Annotated in this window: 21 protein-coding genes; 5 read left to right on the top strand and 16 right to left on the bottom strand. The window is 40.0% G+C overall.

Features of this window, described 5'->3' with window-relative positions; genetic code table 11:
- The first annotated feature begins 181 nt into the window (after window positions 1-181).
- Window positions 182-871, top strand: a complete 690-nt coding sequence (locus ACEYX7_RS08990) for an O-methyltransferase (protein ID WP_374802220.1) — start codon at window positions 182-184, stop codon at window positions 869-871.
- A 251-nt stretch (window positions 872-1,122) separates the two neighbouring features.
- Here ACEYX7_RS08990 and ACEYX7_RS08985 read toward each other — a convergent pair whose 3' ends face one another.
- Both ACEYX7_RS08985 and ACEYX7_RS08980 read right to left on the bottom strand, forming a co-directional pair.
- Window positions 1,123-1,746: an acyltransferase gene (locus ACEYX7_RS08985; protein ID WP_374802222.1), complete on the bottom strand. Its 624-nt coding sequence runs from the start codon at window positions 1,744-1,746 to the stop codon at window positions 1,123-1,125.
- A gap of 6 nt (window positions 1,747-1,752) precedes the next feature.
- Window positions 1,753-2,343, bottom strand: a complete 591-nt coding sequence (locus ACEYX7_RS08980; protein WP_374900462.1) for an IMPACT family protein — start codon at window positions 2,341-2,343, stop codon at window positions 1,753-1,755.
- A gap of 233 nt (window positions 2,344-2,576) precedes the next feature.
- Between ACEYX7_RS08980 and ACEYX7_RS08975 the strand changes: the two genes are divergently transcribed.
- Together ACEYX7_RS08975 and rnhB are read left to right on the top strand one after the other, a co-directional pair.
- Window positions 2,577-2,972 (top strand): hypothetical protein, encoded by a 396-nt coding sequence (locus ACEYX7_RS08975; RefSeq protein ID WP_374802226.1) that lies wholly within the window; start codon window positions 2,577-2,579, stop codon window positions 2,970-2,972.
- A gap of 99 nt (window positions 2,973-3,071) precedes the next feature.
- Window positions 3,072-3,683 (top strand): ribonuclease HII, encoded by a 612-nt coding sequence (gene rnhB, locus ACEYX7_RS08970; protein ID WP_374802228.1) that lies wholly within the window; start codon window positions 3,072-3,074, stop codon window positions 3,681-3,683.
- Between the two features lie 107 nt (window positions 3,684-3,790).
- On the opposite strand, the gene ACEYX7_RS08965 is transcribed toward rnhB, so the two are convergent.
- The 14 genes from ACEYX7_RS08965 to ACEYX7_RS08900 all read right to left on the bottom strand — a co-directional run bounded on the left by ACEYX7_RS08965 (window position 3,791) and on the right by ACEYX7_RS08900 (window position 13,706).
- A complete protein-coding gene (locus ACEYX7_RS08965; RefSeq protein WP_374802230.1) occupies window positions 3,791-4,711 on the bottom strand; it encodes a LysR family transcriptional regulator in 921 nt (306 codons plus the stop codon).
- 64 nt (window positions 4,712-4,775) lie between these two features.
- Entirely contained in the window at window positions 4,776-5,684 is a 909-nt protein-coding gene (locus ACEYX7_RS08960) for a hypothetical protein (protein ID WP_374802232.1), read from the bottom strand.
- A 357-nt stretch (window positions 5,685-6,041) separates the two neighbouring features.
- Window positions 6,042-6,410, bottom strand: a complete 369-nt coding sequence (locus ACEYX7_RS08955) for a Mor transcription activator family protein (protein ID WP_374804681.1) — start codon at window positions 6,408-6,410, stop codon at window positions 6,042-6,044.
- Window positions 6,411-6,523: 113 nt separating this feature from the next.
- Window positions 6,524-6,970, bottom strand: coding sequence for a gp16 family protein (locus tag ACEYX7_RS08950; RefSeq protein ID WP_374804682.1), 447 nt, complete (start codon window positions 6,968-6,970; stop codon window positions 6,524-6,526).
- A 66-nt stretch (window positions 6,971-7,036) separates the two neighbouring features.
- A complete protein-coding gene (locus ACEYX7_RS08945) occupies window positions 7,037-7,309 on the bottom strand; it encodes an HU family DNA-binding protein (RefSeq protein ID WP_374804683.1) in 273 nt (90 codons plus the stop codon).
- Window positions 7,310-7,367: 58 nt separating this feature from the next.
- A complete protein-coding gene (locus ACEYX7_RS08940; protein ID WP_374804684.1) occupies window positions 7,368-7,541 on the bottom strand; it encodes a hypothetical protein in 174 nt (57 codons plus the stop codon).
- Window positions 7,542-7,553: 12 nt separating this feature from the next.
- Complete coding sequence (locus ACEYX7_RS08935) at window positions 7,554-8,171, bottom strand: DUF3164 family protein (RefSeq protein ID WP_374900460.1); 618 nt, start codon at window positions 8,169-8,171, stop codon at window positions 7,554-7,556.
- Entirely contained in the window at window positions 8,168-8,905 is a 738-nt protein-coding gene (locus ACEYX7_RS08930; RefSeq protein ID WP_374804700.1) for a DUF2752 domain-containing protein, read from the bottom strand. The genes ACEYX7_RS08935 and ACEYX7_RS08930 overlap by 4 nt, the downstream gene beginning before the upstream one ends.
- 97 nt (window positions 8,906-9,002) lie before the next feature.
- A complete protein-coding gene (locus ACEYX7_RS08925; protein WP_374804686.1) occupies window positions 9,003-9,230 on the bottom strand; it encodes a hypothetical protein in 228 nt (75 codons plus the stop codon).
- A gap of 98 nt (window positions 9,231-9,328) precedes the next feature.
- Window positions 9,329-10,486, bottom strand: a complete 1,158-nt coding sequence (locus ACEYX7_RS08920) for an AAA family ATPase (protein WP_374900459.1) — start codon at window positions 10,484-10,486, stop codon at window positions 9,329-9,331.
- A 9-nt stretch (window positions 10,487-10,495) separates the two neighbouring features.
- The gene (locus tag ACEYX7_RS08915) at window positions 10,496-12,235 is read right to left on the bottom strand and encodes a transposase family protein (protein ID WP_374804688.1); all 1,740 of its coding nucleotides are present in this window, start codon (window positions 12,233-12,235) and stop codon (window positions 10,496-10,498) included.
- Window positions 12,236-12,244: 9 nt separating this feature from the next.
- On the bottom strand, window positions 12,245-13,165 hold the full coding sequence (locus ACEYX7_RS08910) for a DUF3102 domain-containing protein (RefSeq protein ID WP_374804689.1): 921 nt from the start codon (window positions 13,163-13,165) through the stop codon (window positions 12,245-12,247).
- An 8-nt stretch (window positions 13,166-13,173) separates the two neighbouring features.
- Window positions 13,174-13,458 carry an HTH domain-containing protein gene (locus tag ACEYX7_RS08905; RefSeq protein WP_374804690.1) on the bottom strand — a complete coding sequence of 95 codons (285 nt, stop codon included), beginning with the start codon at window positions 13,456-13,458 and terminating at the stop codon, window positions 13,174-13,176.
- 2 nt (window positions 13,459-13,460) lie between these two features.
- The gene (locus ACEYX7_RS08900; protein ID WP_374804691.1) at window positions 13,461-13,706 is read right to left on the bottom strand and encodes a DNA-binding protein; all 246 of its coding nucleotides are present in this window, start codon (window positions 13,704-13,706) and stop codon (window positions 13,461-13,463) included.
- A gap of 107 nt (window positions 13,707-13,813) precedes the next feature.
- On the opposite strand from ACEYX7_RS08900, the gene ACEYX7_RS08895 reads away from it, so the two are divergent.
- Together ACEYX7_RS08895 and ACEYX7_RS08890 are read left to right on the top strand one after the other, a co-directional pair.
- Complete coding sequence (locus tag ACEYX7_RS08895; protein WP_374804692.1) at window positions 13,814-14,206, top strand: helix-turn-helix domain-containing protein; 393 nt, start codon at window positions 13,814-13,816, stop codon at window positions 14,204-14,206.
- A 12-nt stretch (window positions 14,207-14,218) separates the two neighbouring features.
- The gene (locus ACEYX7_RS08890; RefSeq protein ID WP_374900457.1) at window positions 14,219-14,476 is read left to right on the top strand and encodes a hypothetical protein; all 258 of its coding nucleotides are present in this window, start codon (window positions 14,219-14,221) and stop codon (window positions 14,474-14,476) included.
- The last annotated feature ends 63 nt before the right edge of the window (window positions 14,477-14,539 follow it).

Below are 14,539 nucleotides of genomic sequence, written 5' to 3'. Positions count from 1 at the left end.
CCGATGAATCTTTTGCTGCTAATATCTATCTGGCTGCAACAATAATCAATTTACGTTAATTGTCAACACGCCCTAATTATTACTGAATTTTATTTGTATGGTTATGTATCAACTGGTTTTTGGCTTTGATTATCGCTACACTATACTTCCTTTTTATGATGTGATACTGAGTAATAGCCCCATGAGCGAGCAAGCCACACAAGACTTACAGCCATTATGGACAGCAGTGGATGATTTTTTTGAGCAAAGCCTACAGCTCAACGACAGCACTTTACAACAAACTTTAGATTATACCGAACAACAAGGTTTGCCGAGTCATTTACACGTTGCGAACAATCAAGGCAAATTGCTTGCCATGTTACTACAAATCAGCCAAAGCAAACGTATATTAGAGCTAGGTACATTTGCAGGTTATAGCAGTATCTACATGGCACAGCACTTACCGCAAGATGCATACATTTTGACTATTGAAGGGCGACCAGGTCATGCTGAAATCGCCAAAGAAAATATCCGTCGTGCAGGGTTTAGTGAACAGATTGATGTACGTGTTGGTGCAGCTGCACAAGTATTATTAGATTTACCTGAAGATACAGCTGCTTTTGATTTTGTTTTTATTGATGCAGACAAACAAAGCTATCCACAATATCTTGAGCTGTGTTTAAAGTTTTCTCGTTCAGGTACGATCTTATTATTTGATAATGTAGTGCGTGCAGGGGAGTTGGTCAATCTCGATAATACCAAGCCAACCATGACTGGTCTGCGTGAGCTTATGCCGATGTTGGGTCAGCATCCAAGTCTGGCATCATGTACTGCTTTACAAACAGTAGGCAGTAAAGGCTATGATGGTTTTGCTATGGCAATCGTGAAATGATAAAAATGCTGATATAAAAATCAATACCGCAGATTGTATTTGCGGTATTTTTGTGTAGATTATTTTTTAACCAAACCGCCTTGAGGCACGGAAACACAAGGTTATAAAAAGCTTATAAACAGAGTTATCCACAGGTTTTATGGATAACTTTGGATAACTACAAAATTGATTAAAATCATATAGTTATTTATTTGATCAATGACTTATATGACATAAACATGACAGTAAATGCAACAAAACAATGCTTTTGGTTATTTATTGCGTCGATCACCAATAATTTGAGCTGGATTGCCTGCAACAATCATAAAATCATCTACATCTTTAGAGACGAGGCTATTCATACCAACCACAGCATGATTGCCAATATTGACCCCATCGACGATACCGACATTTGCACCAAGCCAAACGTCTTTGCCAATATAAATACCTTTGGATGTGACTGCTTGTTGATAAATCGGGCTATCGATATGAATACCATGGTTAAACGCATACAGCTTACAATAGGCTGCCATACGTACTTGATTGCTCAGCACAATGCCTTTGCGTCCACCATCTAGCGTACAATGATGATTGATTGCCACTTCATTGCCAATCTGCAAAGGGCCGTGTAATACACAATCGGCAGCGATAAAGCAGTGATCCCCAATCACGATTTTACGATTGGGTTCAGCAAAAATATGTGCTAAAGGCGAAATAAAACAATGCTCTCCGATCTCAATATCTTCCATCTCACGTAAATAATTTTGATAGTCATTTTGCCAAGCCATTGCCCATGCTTTATGTTTTGGTTTGAGCGTCCAATATAACCACGGCATATAGTTTAAGCGATGTTTATGTTGCTCACGATATTTGAGTAAAGGATCGTCAGATGTCATGTTTGGTCAATCATCCAATAATTTTAATTGTTCACGTCCACGGGTCAAATCTTGTAAAAAATCCGCCAAGGCTTGCAGTTGATCGGCTTTGACCTGACATTCGACCTGTACGCCATCATGAGTATATTGCTCCACAAACTCGATTTGCCATTGTTTGAGCTGATAAGTTAGCACTGCCCATTCATTAAATAAACAATGCAAACTGACTGCCTGCGTAGCAATGAGTTCAATTTTTTCTGCCAGTAATAAAGCTTGTCCTGCACAACCACCATATGCACGCACCAAGCCACCTGTGCCAAGTTTTACACCACCAAACCAACGGTTTACCAATACCAATACATTAGTCAAATCGTTACCTTCAATGCTTGCCAAAATCGGTCGTCCTGCTGTGCCTGTCGGTTCGCCATCATCATTAAAACGGACATCATGCCCAATTTTCCATGCCCAACATTGATGGGTTGTGGTAGGGTCATGTTGAGCAGTAAGATAGGCTTTGACCTCTTGTCCATTGGCAACAGGCACAGCAAAAGCTTGAAAACGGCTTTTTTTGATATCTTGTTCAAACATCACCGCAGTTGCAATGGTAAATTTTGACATAGATGAAAATAATGATTGTAAAGTTGGTTGGAGATGATGCATTGTAATGTAGTTTGGGATTTTGGTCTAATCTTTTCACGTGCGGTCATAAGCTAAGTTATTGAGTAAAAAGCTGTTAGTGATTTATTCAGTGTCTATCATGATAAAAACAGAGATAATGACATTGCAATAAAATTTCGTTGTAGCATAATACCCTTAATTATTGAATGATGTCCGATATTCGTAGGTGAGACATGAAAAAATTTGCTTTGGCATTTACCACTGCCGCGACAATGACTTTGACTGCTTGTGCAACCACAGGTACAGGTACTTCAGGCATAGATGCTGCAAGTGCTGCTGGTACAGCGACAGAGATTGGCATGAATGTATTTAAATATGCAGTAGATGCTCAATGCCGTACACAATTGCGTAATAATAATACGTTTCGCACCGTTGCTTTGGCAATGACACCCCAACAGCAAACCCAAGTTGAAAACAATATTTGCGGTTGCGTAACAGAATATGCACCACAAAGTGTAACGGTGGTGGATTTGACTCAAGCAGCGATTGATCCAAACGCACGTGCACAAATCGTTAGCACAGCAGTGCAAAAGACACTCACGGCATGTTATGGTAAGTTTGTAAGATAATTAGGTTATTCAGCTTAAAATAAATGATAAGGGTATAGTCATTATGCCCTTTATTTTTTCTATTAAGTAAATCCAAGTTTGAAATATCGAGAACAATAGATGTCTGATACATTAAATATTCAACAAAACGAGCAACGCATCGCTGGCGTAGATGAAGCTGGGCGTGGTCCTTTGATTGGTTCAGTGGTTGCGGCAGCAGTGATTTTAGATCCAGCACAACCGATTGTTGGATTAAATGATTCCAAAAAATTATCAGCTAAAAAACGTGAACAGTTATTTATTGAAATTCAGCAAAAAGCCTTGGCTTGGTGCATTGCCGAAGCCAGTCATCAAGAAATCGATGAGCTAAATATTTTGAATGCCAGTTTACTCGCCATGCAGCGTGCGGTGGATGGTTTGAGTATTACGCCAGATAAAGTGTTGATTGATGGTAATAAAACTCCAAAAAGTATGACTTTGCCGTGTGAAGCGGTGGTCGGTGGCGATGCCTTGCATGCCGAAATTAGTGCAGCAAGTATCTTGGCAAAAGTCGCCCGTGATCGACAAATGCAAAATTTGGATCAAACCCATCCGCAGTATGGTTTTGCCAAACACAATGGCTATCCAACCAAAGCACATTTACAAGCAATCGCTGAGCATGGCGTATTGCCTGAACATCGTCGTAGTTATAAACCGATTCAATTGGCATTACAAAATATGCTTTCTAAATAATTTGGGTTCGGTTTGAAATGATTTGTTTTATTGAAATAATATGATTTAAAAACTGTAGAGTGGGCATCTTTGCCCACAAATCATTCAATTATTTTATAAGTTATTGATTATTTGGTATAATAATCTCGACGTTGTTTAGAAAATTTTTCAAGTTGATTTAAAAAACCGACAAAATAAGATTTGTCCTTTTCCATGACACGATAGCCAGCGTAAAGCGTACGACGTAAACCTTGTGGGCTCACGCAAGTCAAACGCTTGGACGTGACCCAACCTTTTTGTTCATACTCGTAAGCGACCCAATCAGGTAGGGCAGTAAAGCCACGATTGCTCGCCACCAACTGAATCAGCATCGGGGTGAAGTCGGTGGTACGAATTGCTTTAGGCTGTAGGTTAGCAGGAATAAAGAGCTTTGCCATGATGTCTAGGCGGTGTTTATCGACAGGATAGCAAATCAAGGTTTCTTCCGCCAAATCAGTAGCTTGAATATCTGTTTTACGATTTAGCGGGTGTGTTGAACTGAATACCAAACGTGATTCATACTCAAAGATGGGAAAATATTCAATATCTTTGAGTTCAATCGGATCAGCGGTAATTAATAAATCAAATTCACCCATTTGTAATAATTCATGCGGATTGGACTCAAAACCTGCATTAAAATCCAAATCTACATCAGGGTATTGGGTTCGATATTGATTGAGTAACGGCATGAGCCAATCAAAACAGCTATGACATTCAGAAGAAAAAATAATTCGCCCCGTTTGACCATGAATGAGACGGCTAATATCCGCTTGGCTGGCTTGGATTTGCGGTAAAATATCATCTGCCAATTGCAATAAACGCAAGCCAATCGGGGTAAACTGCACAGGACGGCTACGACGATTGACGATTTCATGACCGTAATATTGTTCTAATTCTTTAAGCTGATGTGAAATTGCCGATGGTGTCAAACATAAATCATCAGCAACAGCAACCAATGAACCATGCTCACGCAAGGACAGTAATGTTTTGAGATGACGTAACTCGAGCATGTGCTATACCAAGATAATTATGAATGAAATTCATTGTATCATAATTATCATGAATAATATTGCACTATTTTTTGACTTGATAATACTTTAGCTTAGGATTCCATTGAAACACAGTTTTACTTTTTGGGTTGCCTTGTTGTTGGGAAATAATATCAAAAAAGCCGTTATGTTGCTGTTTTGACATACTAAAAATCACGTTAGTTTGCTCAATATCGTGTTGGCGTGTGCCATCTTCGTTCCAATTGCCAGCGATGTCGGAATATTGATAACTGCTATCTGAAAATACTGGGCGTAGCTCTCCATCAATCATGGCAAATAAAGTGATATTTTGACGGCTCGCACCGCCTCCTGCATAGCCTGTACTGGTGCTATAACGCACGCCAAAAGCACGCGTTTGGGCGTTCAATTGATACGCTGCGGTATCAAAGCGATCAAGTTGTCCAATCAACAATCCATCTTCAATGATAGTGGTGATGGCAAATGCAGATTTTTGAATATCGTCTTGTGACATATCATCAGAAAAGTGTTCTTGATAAGGCTTTGCCAATAATTGCCATTGACCTTGTTGGTCTTGTTGTACGACTGCCAAAGTCAATAATGCTAAATCAGCATCACATTCATCGTAGGCTTGTTGCGATGCGAGTTCTTTGTTGCTCATGGTTTGTTTTTTTGAACAGGCAATCACGATATATTGTTGTCCTTGCCATACTTTGACGCCCAACAAACTTAAACGTTTTAGCTCGGGATCATGCCCAATGAGCTTGAGTAATGTTGTGATAGATTGTTGCTGACGGCTATCACGGCTTAGACTGGCAAAACCGTCACGGCTTTCGCCATTCATATGTTTGGCATAATCCCATTGTATATCTTTGCCTTGTAGCTGATTTTCGATTTCGCCAAGATTATTTACGGTTTTTGCCATTAATAATGGACTGGCTAAACAAAGAGTAGCCGTTAAAATAAATTTGAGCATGGTTAAAAATTCCTTTTCGTTAGTGAGTTTAAAATTTTCAAACTTTCAGTCTGTTACACGGATCACATAGCCATCAGGATCTAAAACGGTAAATTCTCTGGGTGTAACAATTGCGTATAAAAATATCGGGGTTGTTCGATATCTGATACGATAAGTTCTGGAATTAAATCATTATATTGCAGAGTAGTCTATCCGTGTTTATATGAAAATGTTGAACACACACTAGATAAATATATAAAGAATGCGTTATAAATGATGGGAAGGAAAGGGACATATAGGGAAAGAGTGGGAAAATTTGTAATAAGATTGCATCGTATGAAATAGATAAATATGTTTCTTTTTATGGGTACTAGAGACCTATTCAGTTGAATCGAATAGGTCTTTTTGTTTACCGCCATTGTTCTTACGCATACGAGATAATATTTCGTAAATGTACGGCAAGGATAAACCAAAGCGTTGTACTAATTCATGGTGATTGTTACCTGTGAATGCGTCCCAAATCTTAACATCACGCTGATGCAGCTCCCAAGGATTATTCTTGGTCACATAAAACATTGAGCCACCCCAATGCTTTGTAAGGTGATTTGCGATGCTATTTGCGACTTGACTCGCAATACGGGGATCAATATTTAATGATTCGGCAATGGTGTCACCGCCTATTTCTCTTAAGTCTTGGAAAAAGCGGTCGGCTTGTTGGTTATACATGCCTTGTTTGCGTTTTGACATAAAGTCTCCTTTTAATTTATTGAAACATATGCTTCATTTTAACGATATTTAGCACAAATTGCGATGATGATTTTTATTTAGGCATAAAAAAACCGCCGTATAGGCGGTTAGGATTACGATAAGTGTTGTTTAGCTTTGATAACACGTTGTTGCCATTGCTTCAATGCTTCAATCACTTTGCTGGCACGTTCAGTTGATAAAAATTGTAAAGCTGATACGCCTGTTTGTCGCTCAACATAGCGTGCAAGGGCAATTTCACTAGGATTTCGTACTGCTCCAAGTTCATGTAGTGATAGCCATAAATGCCTGATCAATTTTGATTGATTATCATCAGCTTGAGCCAGTGTACCTGCTTGATTTGGGCTGGTACTTTTGAAACCCTTTAGTCTTAAGTCACCAAGTACTTTCTTTAGCTCACCAATCGTCATAGTCTTACAACTCTCTTTACCAGTGTTGTTGTACAACATAGCTCTGTAGGTCTCATCATCTAAGGCTAATTGTGATTTTGCGATGTGAATCAGCTGAATGAGTTTGGATTTTGGTATAGCTTTGTTCTGCATGATTTATCTCCATTAAAAAAAGCGTGTCACTTTAAGTAACACGCTTTTTTACAGCAATTTATAAGTTTATTTAACAGCGTCTTTGAGAGCCTTACCTGCCTTAAAGTGTGGTACTTTGCTGGCTTGAATTTGCAAGGCTTCACCAGTCTTTGGGTTACGACCAGTACGGGCTGCACGTCCTTTGACTGAGAATGTGCCAAAACCAATCAATGCGACTTCGCCACCGTTGGCAAGTTCGTCAATCACTGCTGTTTCAAAAGCTTGTAGTGCTGCGGTAGCTTGGGTTTTGTTGATGCCTGCATTGTCGGCAATGTGTTGGATAAGTTGAGTTTTGTTCATAGCATTATGCTCCAGTTGAACGGTTGGGGTTTGCCCACTTAGTGAGTGGGCGGTTGGGTTAATATTTGGGTGGAAGTTTGATTTCAACCAAATAATAAATTCTGTTGTTGATTTTAATGGGAATACGATGTCGAGCGTGGCTTTCACGAATATCTTGACCATGCATCAAACCAATTCCCCAAAAGATGAGTGCAATCAAAATTGCACTCAATAGCCATGCGATAAATAACATCTTTCTTTCTCCTTAAATACTCGCAAAATCAAGGCTAATTGGTTGATATTTGCCGTGGGCATCACGTTCATAAAAGCGGATATATTCTTTGCTATCGGTGACTTGAATGGCATCACTGATGGCATCAATGGCTTTTAGCCACTTTTCATCACGAATATCTAAGCGACGCAAACCAAGTACACGATGGGTTGAGATTTTGCCCTGCTTATCGACTTGGAAAGCGTTGTTAATCAAAGCTTTGATATTGTCATTACTGCCTGCACTCCATTCCACGATACACTCATCAATCAAATGCTTGGCAACCTGTAAGCGTTCATCAAAGACCAAATTTTCACTGATGGCGAGCTGTACTTTATACAAGCCATCAAAGCTAAATAGCGTAACATTGCCTTTCTCACCACCGATTTTGGTGTCGTATTCTTGAGCCGATAGGGCGACAAAATCATTGAACATGGCAAAGATTTCGGTTTTGGCATTTTGCATGGCATTGTGTAGCACTTGGGCTTTTTGCACCATGTCTTTCACCACTTCGTCACGGATTTTTTCAATCGGTTTGACTTTTTCAGTCGGGATAAGATGACCTTTGATGTTCATCATATAGCCAGCAGGGATTTGGATTGTTGCGTTCATTGGGTTTCTCCAGTGGTTTCGGTTGGTTTTTCAGTTTGGGTTTCAAGTGCTTTTAATCGCTTAAAGCACTCATCAAAACTTTCATTTTCACGTTTATGCTTGCCGACATGGGCAAACAGTTGGTCTTGTGGAATGCCTTTTAATGTTCGGTCGGGGTTATTCCGATTTTTCGCATTAAATTGCATCGCTTCACTTAAGCTAAAAGCAGGTTTTTCATGCTTTTGCCGTTCATGTTCTTTGAGCTGTTGCTCTAAATGTTGCTGATCAGTCATCGTGCCTTGTGAGATTTTGTCTAGCATTGAAGTTTGGTCGGCAACAGCAATACTTGGGCGTGTGGCAATTGGCGTTGGGGCAAGCTCAGGCTTATAGCTAGAAATCACTTCATATAAATAGCCATGATTTTTGAGTGGTAGCTGTAATTTGCCTTGTTCTCTGCGTTCTAGCATCACATTGATCGCCCATATCCATGCACTTTGCGGTGCTGGGAATGTTTGGCGGTTGCGTGTGATTTGTTTTGCTACGATGTCAGGGGCAAGCTCGTTAATCAGCTTGGCAGTACGCTCAAAGCTTAGGTCACGATTTTCACTGCGAAATAAGCCAAGGTATTTAATCAGTGGTTTGGCTAAGTCACCTGTAAGACTTAGCACCGCTACAAAAGCTTGGCTTACTTCGCTATGACCGATAAACATCTCAAGACTGCCTGTGGCGTGGCAGGTTGGGCATTTACATTTCATCAAGTTTTATCATCCGAACGATTAATGCGGTCGATCATGTCAGCAATTTCTTTTTCTTTTGAAGGTTGCTTACATTGTCTAGCCATGGTATTTACTCCTATTTGTTGAGATTTGAACATTCGTTCATGGCTTGTGTCAGCATGGCATCCCATAAATACTGCATCAATTTTTTGCTATCTGTGCCATGTGTGGTGCAGTTAAAAATTTCATTGGCTTTGCTGAGCATTTCATCTGTTGCCTGCAATGGCACAAGCACATAATCATTGCTAAGCATTTTGTCTAGGTCTTTGCTAAAGACCGCTCGTTTGTGTTGAGTTTGGATCATGGGTGGTTCTCCTGTGGTGTGGTGGTGGCAACGAGCAGGATTTTTTGATTAGGCTGTTAAAGAATCCGTCCTTATTCGTCATAAGGACGTTTTTAGTTTTAAATATTGCTAATAATGTCAGCATTGACGACAGGCACGCCTAGCTCACTTGCCATATTCATCGCCCCAGTAATCAAATTTCCGACTGCTAGCGGATACAATAGGCTTTGTACGACTTTGCCTTTGTTATCGACACGTACCAACTTATTTGCAATCGCATCAATACCGCTGTCATCAATAATGTCAGACAATTTCACACTACCAGTGCTTAATCGTTTATTGAGATAAGCTGCTAAGTCACTTGGAGCGATTGGCATAAGTGTGACGATTTCACAACGTTGTACGACTTCACGAATCACTGGATTTTGTTCAGATAATTTGAGTGCCAGCTCGTTTTGACCAATCAAAATAATGCCAAGCAATTTGTCATAGCCATCCTCTAGCTCAAAAAATCGTTTTAAATGTTTGAGTGTTGGGATAGGTAAACTGTGAGCCTCTTCGATAATCAAGACATGACTATTACCTGCTTTGTGTGATTCTTTTAGTACGTTATGTACTTGGCGAAAGCGTGCTTCAGGCGAACGCTTGGCATTTTGCGATGGTGCAAGCGTGGCTAAAATTGACTCGGCAATGTGGGCTGATTTCAAGGTTTTGCCTTTGATATCGTTATCTTCAGCTGCCAAAACGTAAGGTTCAATACTGATAATTGACTGATTTTCACGTTTTAGGCGATCGATCAAATCACGTTTCAGCGTGGTTTTCCCTGCTCCTGACTCACCTGTGACTGCAATAAAACCGCCGTGCTTGGCAGTATGATGTAAAGCAGCACGCACATAACTGGTGTCAGCTGATTGATACAGTTCATCTGCAGAACGAATATCGTTAGTGAATGGATTGGTGAATAATCCAAAATGTTTACGAGCGGTTTGGCTCAAGGTTTGTTTGCGTAATAACATTAGGTCGTCCTCGCTTGTCGGGTGAGTTTGGGTTTGATTTTGAATGTCTGACACCTTTGAGATATGCCATTGCACTGTGTCATTGATGCCTTTTTTCTGTAAATAATTTTCAATCGTGCGATGAATGGTATTCACATCAGCTCGTTTGGGATAAATCGCCTTATTGATAATGCTATTGACTGATGCTGGACTTAATCCTATGGCATCAGCAAGCATACGTTGGCTGATTCGGTGTTGTTGCAAAATTGCTTTTAATTGCATAATCACTCCTTAAGCATTGACAACTTTGAGCTGTTGTAATGGCTTATGGTTACGGATACGGTCGATAATGTGTTCTATCGCCGTATTGGGTACGCCTTGCGGATATTGAGCTTGTAGCTCCAAAAAGTGTGCTTTAGTCCATAAATCACCCACAATGCCTTTGATTTGCATTGCTGCTTCAACGTGGCTCAATGGTTTGATTTCACGTTTGGCTACATAGGCAGTGGTGTCAATCGTTGTACCAGCAGCAGTAATGACACTCGGTACATTGCCATCACGATGGCTGTTATCGACATCTGCCATGGCATCTACTACGCCTGCATAAGCAGCTTGTTTGGCTTTACGAGCTTTATCCACTTGGGCTTCGGTATCTGCATTGTAGGCGGCTTTTAACATAGCTTTACGATTGCTATCTGCTTGGCTGTCGGGCTTAGCGATCATCTGTTCACCGATAATCGGAGCTGTGATGGCAAAGCCTGCGTCATCCTTAGCGATTGGACTGACGGTATAAATTTGACCCTGCCAATGCACATCAATATCAGGCACACGATAAGGATTGACTACAATTTCAACTTCTGCACGTGGATAAATTTGTGCAATGTGAGTCAAATCGTAGCTTTGATTGTCATAGCCTTTGATGGTATGTGTAACCGTCAAATCACCACGAACCTTAATCACTTTTGGCTTAGTGGTAACTAATTCTCGGCAGATTTCCATGCTTGGGGCTAGGCGTAATTGTTCTCGTACAATGCTAAGCCACACTTGATTGCGAGTTTTGCCATGTCGAGTGTGGGTTGCATTGGCATTGAAATGGGTACGCCATTTTTGAGCAAACGTATTGAGTTCATCCAGTGATTGCACTTTTAAAAAGCTCAATCGACTTTCAAACTTGGTTTCTACAATATCTTGGGCTTTTTCTACTGAGCCTTTTGCACGGCTATTGCCTGTGGCGTGGGCGATATATCTAACTTGTAAACGATCCAACAAGTTAAGAAATAAACCGCTCATATTGGCTGAGCCTTTATCCATCATCAGAATGTGTGGTACACCATGTAAAGGATCATTAGCAGTTCGCTTTTGAATGGCATTGAGGAAAACTTGGGTTAAGTTTTCACTACTTTCTGCACCTGATACGTATTCACAGTAGATTGCACCGCTATAGTGATCGGTAATCACATAACGAATGACACGTTCATTTTCGATACGTTTGATATTTTGTGGTTTGTTTTTATAAAACTCTTTCTCCTCCATTACGGTCAAACCGCCTTTAGGTAAATAGAACAACACACAAACTGATGCATCAATTTGCCAACATTGATTTGGATGCGAACTACGTTGAATGCTGTGAGCTGTTGGCGTAGTCAATTGCTCAGGATGGCAATGATAGCTACGCAAAGCACGTAAAATAGTCGTGGTATCAACATCAGGAAGTTTGCCTTGAGCTTTGAGCATTTCGGCTGCGTCTTTAACAGACAAAATACGTTTGCCATTGGCACGAGTCGCTACCAAAATCATGCCGCCAATTAGCTCGGCTTGTGCTTGGGTAATCACGCTTTGCCCTTTGTCAGAGCGTGTTTTACGTTTGCTTTCCGTATGATCTTCGACTTTCTTCAGCAATTCATATACCTTTTTATTTGAGCAATTGAGAAACTTCGCCGCTTTATCGATAAGTGGCGTTTTTTGCCCATGTTTGGCTTGACTTAATTGCCCTGCCAAGTTGCGTAAATAATCTATCGTTGCGGTGTCCATAGTGTTCTCTTAGTGATTTTTTGCGTTTAAATCAGCTTCGGTATAGCTTTGCAGCTCAAAATCTTGGCTATCATCACTATCTTGGTCTGCCCAGCTTGGATGCATGATTTCATTGAGATCTACACCAATATCAAAACCGACCTGAGCAATACGCTGATACAATGTATTAATGTCGCTATCAATCTTGTCTTTGATATGTGGTAAAACGTGTTCGCTAGCTTGACCCTGTAATACTTCAATTTTTGCGTTAAACTGGCTAATCGCTGTCATCAAGCTTGCGGTGCTTTGAGCTAATTCATCTTGAATATGTTGCTCAACTTCCATTTGTACTGCCTTGAAGCTATCAATGCCTTTGCGGACAGATAACTTGCTATCTAGCTCGTTAATCTTGCGGTCTTTACCTGCCAACAATTCATCTTTGGCATGAGCATCTGAGCGTGCTTCTTTTAAAGCTTTTTTAAGCTCTCTTACACTCATTGTTTCAATATCATCAAGCGTGATATTGCCCACTGATTCACCGTTGCTTAAAGCTTCTAAATCATCGTCATCAAGTGTTACTAGCTCTAATAATTTAGATTGGCTATCAACCGTTTTTAAAAGCGAATACGTATTCGTATTTGATAGCTTTAATACAGCTTGCATGAATTTTTGTGCAGTTCTTGGAGCAAATCCAAGCATATCTAGGCGTGTTGCAAACTCACCATGTGGACACATTTCTTTTAAAATCAGTAATCTTTTACCCATTTCAATGCATGCTTCAGCGGTGCGTTGCTGATAAAACCGAATTTCATCTTCTAAAGTGCCAATCGTCAAACTACCTTCATAGCCTAGATTCTCAGCTAGTCTTGCCGTAGCAATTGCAAGCTGACTAGGGTTTGCGATTTTTTGCTCAATCACTTCACCTTGTTCATTCATAGTGACATTAGTCATAATTTCTCCTAAATTTTATTAACACGACTATTGATTTCAGCCATACGTTCGTTCATGCGGTTATAGTCTTTTTGATAACCTGTAGCGATTTGAAGCATTGCTATTGATAATTGATACCGTCCATCATCACGTTTTTCAGCAAACCCTTCCGCCGTTAAGTCATCTAAGTCCCTGCAAATATTGGTTGCTGACACACCAAGTTGTTGAGCTAATTCTGTGACACTTATGCCATTGAAAGTAGCTGAACGCATTGCTTTGATAATTTTTAAAGCTCGTTTGGTTGCTGCTGCCATATTTACTTCTCTTCTGATGTCATTTGGTCTGTAATCACAGTTGCATTCACGTCTTGTTTAAGACCCATAGCAACAGCGATTTTATGTCCTAAGCCACGATTACCTTTCACCAATCCACATAAGACACGGCTACAATATTCAGGGTCGAAACCACGATGTTCTGACCACTCTTTTAAAGTAATACCTTGAGCTTTTAAATGGTCACGAAATTGTTCCTGAGGGGTTTTTGGTGCATCTGTATTTGCCATATGGTAGAATCCTTATAGGTTGAGTAAATGAAACATTAAATAATCAATAATGTTTCATAATGTGCTTATATAATGAAACTAATTTAGTTTCATGTCAAGGGGTGATCGTGAAAAAAGAAACTAATTTTGAAACTAATGTGGTTTCAAAGCAGTCTAGAGGTGAAAGGATCAAGGCTGAGCGAAAACGTTTGAACTTGACACAACAGCAGGTGGCTGATGCCTGTGATGTTCATAGAGTACAGTGGGGTCGCTATGAGCGTGGAGAACAAGGTTTAGATGGAGAGCCACTAAAAAAATTTGGAACATTAGGTGCAAGCATTAGTTACATTTTGACAGGTGAACATTCAAATGTAACATCTGTTGGGCAAGTAAAGCCTGTTGATAAAGTTTCTTCATTTTCAAGTGCAGAAGAAGAGCTGTTGAATTTGTTTAGAATGATGAATGTCAATCAACGGAAGATTTTAATGGAAACAGCTCGCCAGTTTGTCGGTGAATTTTAATTGGAAGTAAAAATGAGAAAGTTAATTTTATTATTTATTGTAGTCTTGCTCACAGGATGTAATGAAACAGCTAATAATCAAAGCTATGAAGGTGTGCTTTTGAGAAACAATAATGTTAAGGCTGTTAAATTGGAAGGTGATAATCATTTAATGGTAAGTATTGATTTACCACAGCGAGATGCTGTAGATGTAGTAAACAGTGGATTTTTATCTATGCAGCAAGCTTTGACCGACTTATTGAAAAGTGGCAAAGAGCCTAGGGTGTGTTGACATACAAAGAAAATCAGTTATTCTGATTATATGAATAGACTAACACTTACTGATGCCCAATGG

The organism is Hubeiibacter jixunmingi (genome assembly GCF_041928215.1).
GTDB lineage: Bacteria > Pseudomonadota > Gammaproteobacteria > Pseudomonadales > Moraxellaceae > Acinetobacter.
Note: the sequence above shows the minus strand (reverse complement) of the source record. Positions and strands in the feature narration are given on the sequence as shown.

Coding starts and splice junctions, on each gene's coding strand:
- ACEYX7_RS08960 (WP_374802232.1), bottom strand. CDS start 5,684: ATGCTCAAATTTATTTTAACGGCTACTCTTTGTTTAGCCAGTCCATTA.
- ACEYX7_RS08890 (WP_374900457.1), top strand. CDS start 14,219: ATGAGAAAGTTAATTTTATTATTTATTGTAGTCTTGCTCACAGGATGT.
- ACEYX7_RS08955 (WP_374804681.1), bottom strand. CDS start 6,410: ATGTCAAAACGCAAACAAGGCATGTATAACCAACAAGCCGACCGCTTT.
- ACEYX7_RS08975 (WP_374802226.1), top strand. CDS start 2,577: ATGAAAAAATTTGCTTTGGCATTTACCACTGCCGCGACAATGACTTTG.
- ACEYX7_RS08925 (WP_374804686.1), bottom strand. CDS start 9,230: ATGATCCAAACTCAACACAAACGAGCGGTCTTTAGCAAAGACCTAGAC.
- ACEYX7_RS08900 (WP_374804691.1), bottom strand. CDS start 13,706: ATGGCAAATACAGATGCACCAAAAACCCCTCAGGAACAATTTCGTGAC.
- ACEYX7_RS08930 (WP_374804700.1), bottom strand. CDS start 8,905: ATGAAATGTAAATGCCCAACCTGCCACGCCACAGGCAGTCTTGAGATG.
- ACEYX7_RS08910 (WP_374804689.1), bottom strand. CDS start 13,165: ATGACTAATGTCACTATGAATGAACAAGGTGAAGTGATTGAGCAAAAA.
- ACEYX7_RS08945 (WP_374804683.1), bottom strand. CDS start 7,309: ATGAACAAAACTCAACTTATCCAACACATTGCCGACAATGCAGGCATC.
- ACEYX7_RS08915 (WP_374804688.1), bottom strand. CDS start 12,235: ATGGACACCGCAACGATAGATTATTTACGCAACTTGGCAGGGCAATTA.
- ACEYX7_RS08990 (WP_374802220.1), top strand. CDS start 182: ATGAGCGAGCAAGCCACACAAGACTTACAGCCATTATGGACAGCAGTG.
- ACEYX7_RS08905 (WP_374804690.1), bottom strand. CDS start 13,458: ATGGCAGCAGCAACCAAACGAGCTTTAAAAATTATCAAAGCAATGCGT.
- ACEYX7_RS08935 (WP_374900460.1), bottom strand. CDS start 8,171: ATGAACGCAACAATCCAAATCCCTGCTGGCTATATGATGAACATCAAA.
- ACEYX7_RS08980 (WP_374900462.1), bottom strand. CDS start 2,343: ATGTCAAAATTTACCATTGCAACTGCGGTGATGTTTGAACAAGATATC.
- ACEYX7_RS08940 (WP_374804684.1), bottom strand. CDS start 7,541: ATGTTATTTATCGCATGGCTATTGAGTGCAATTTTGATTGCACTCATC.
- rnhB (WP_374802228.1), top strand. CDS start 3,072: ATGTCTGATACATTAAATATTCAACAAAACGAGCAACGCATCGCTGGC.
- ACEYX7_RS08950 (WP_374804682.1), bottom strand. CDS start 6,970: ATGCAGAACAAAGCTATACCAAAATCCAAACTCATTCAGCTGATTCAC.
- ACEYX7_RS08965 (WP_374802230.1), bottom strand. CDS start 4,711: ATGCTCGAGTTACGTCATCTCAAAACATTACTGTCCTTGCGTGAGCAT.
- ACEYX7_RS08985 (WP_374802222.1), bottom strand. CDS start 1,746: ATGACATCTGACGATCCTTTACTCAAATATCGTGAGCAACATAAACAT.
- ACEYX7_RS08920 (WP_374900459.1), bottom strand. CDS start 10,486: ATGCAATTAAAAGCAATTTTGCAACAACACCGAATCAGCCAACGTATG.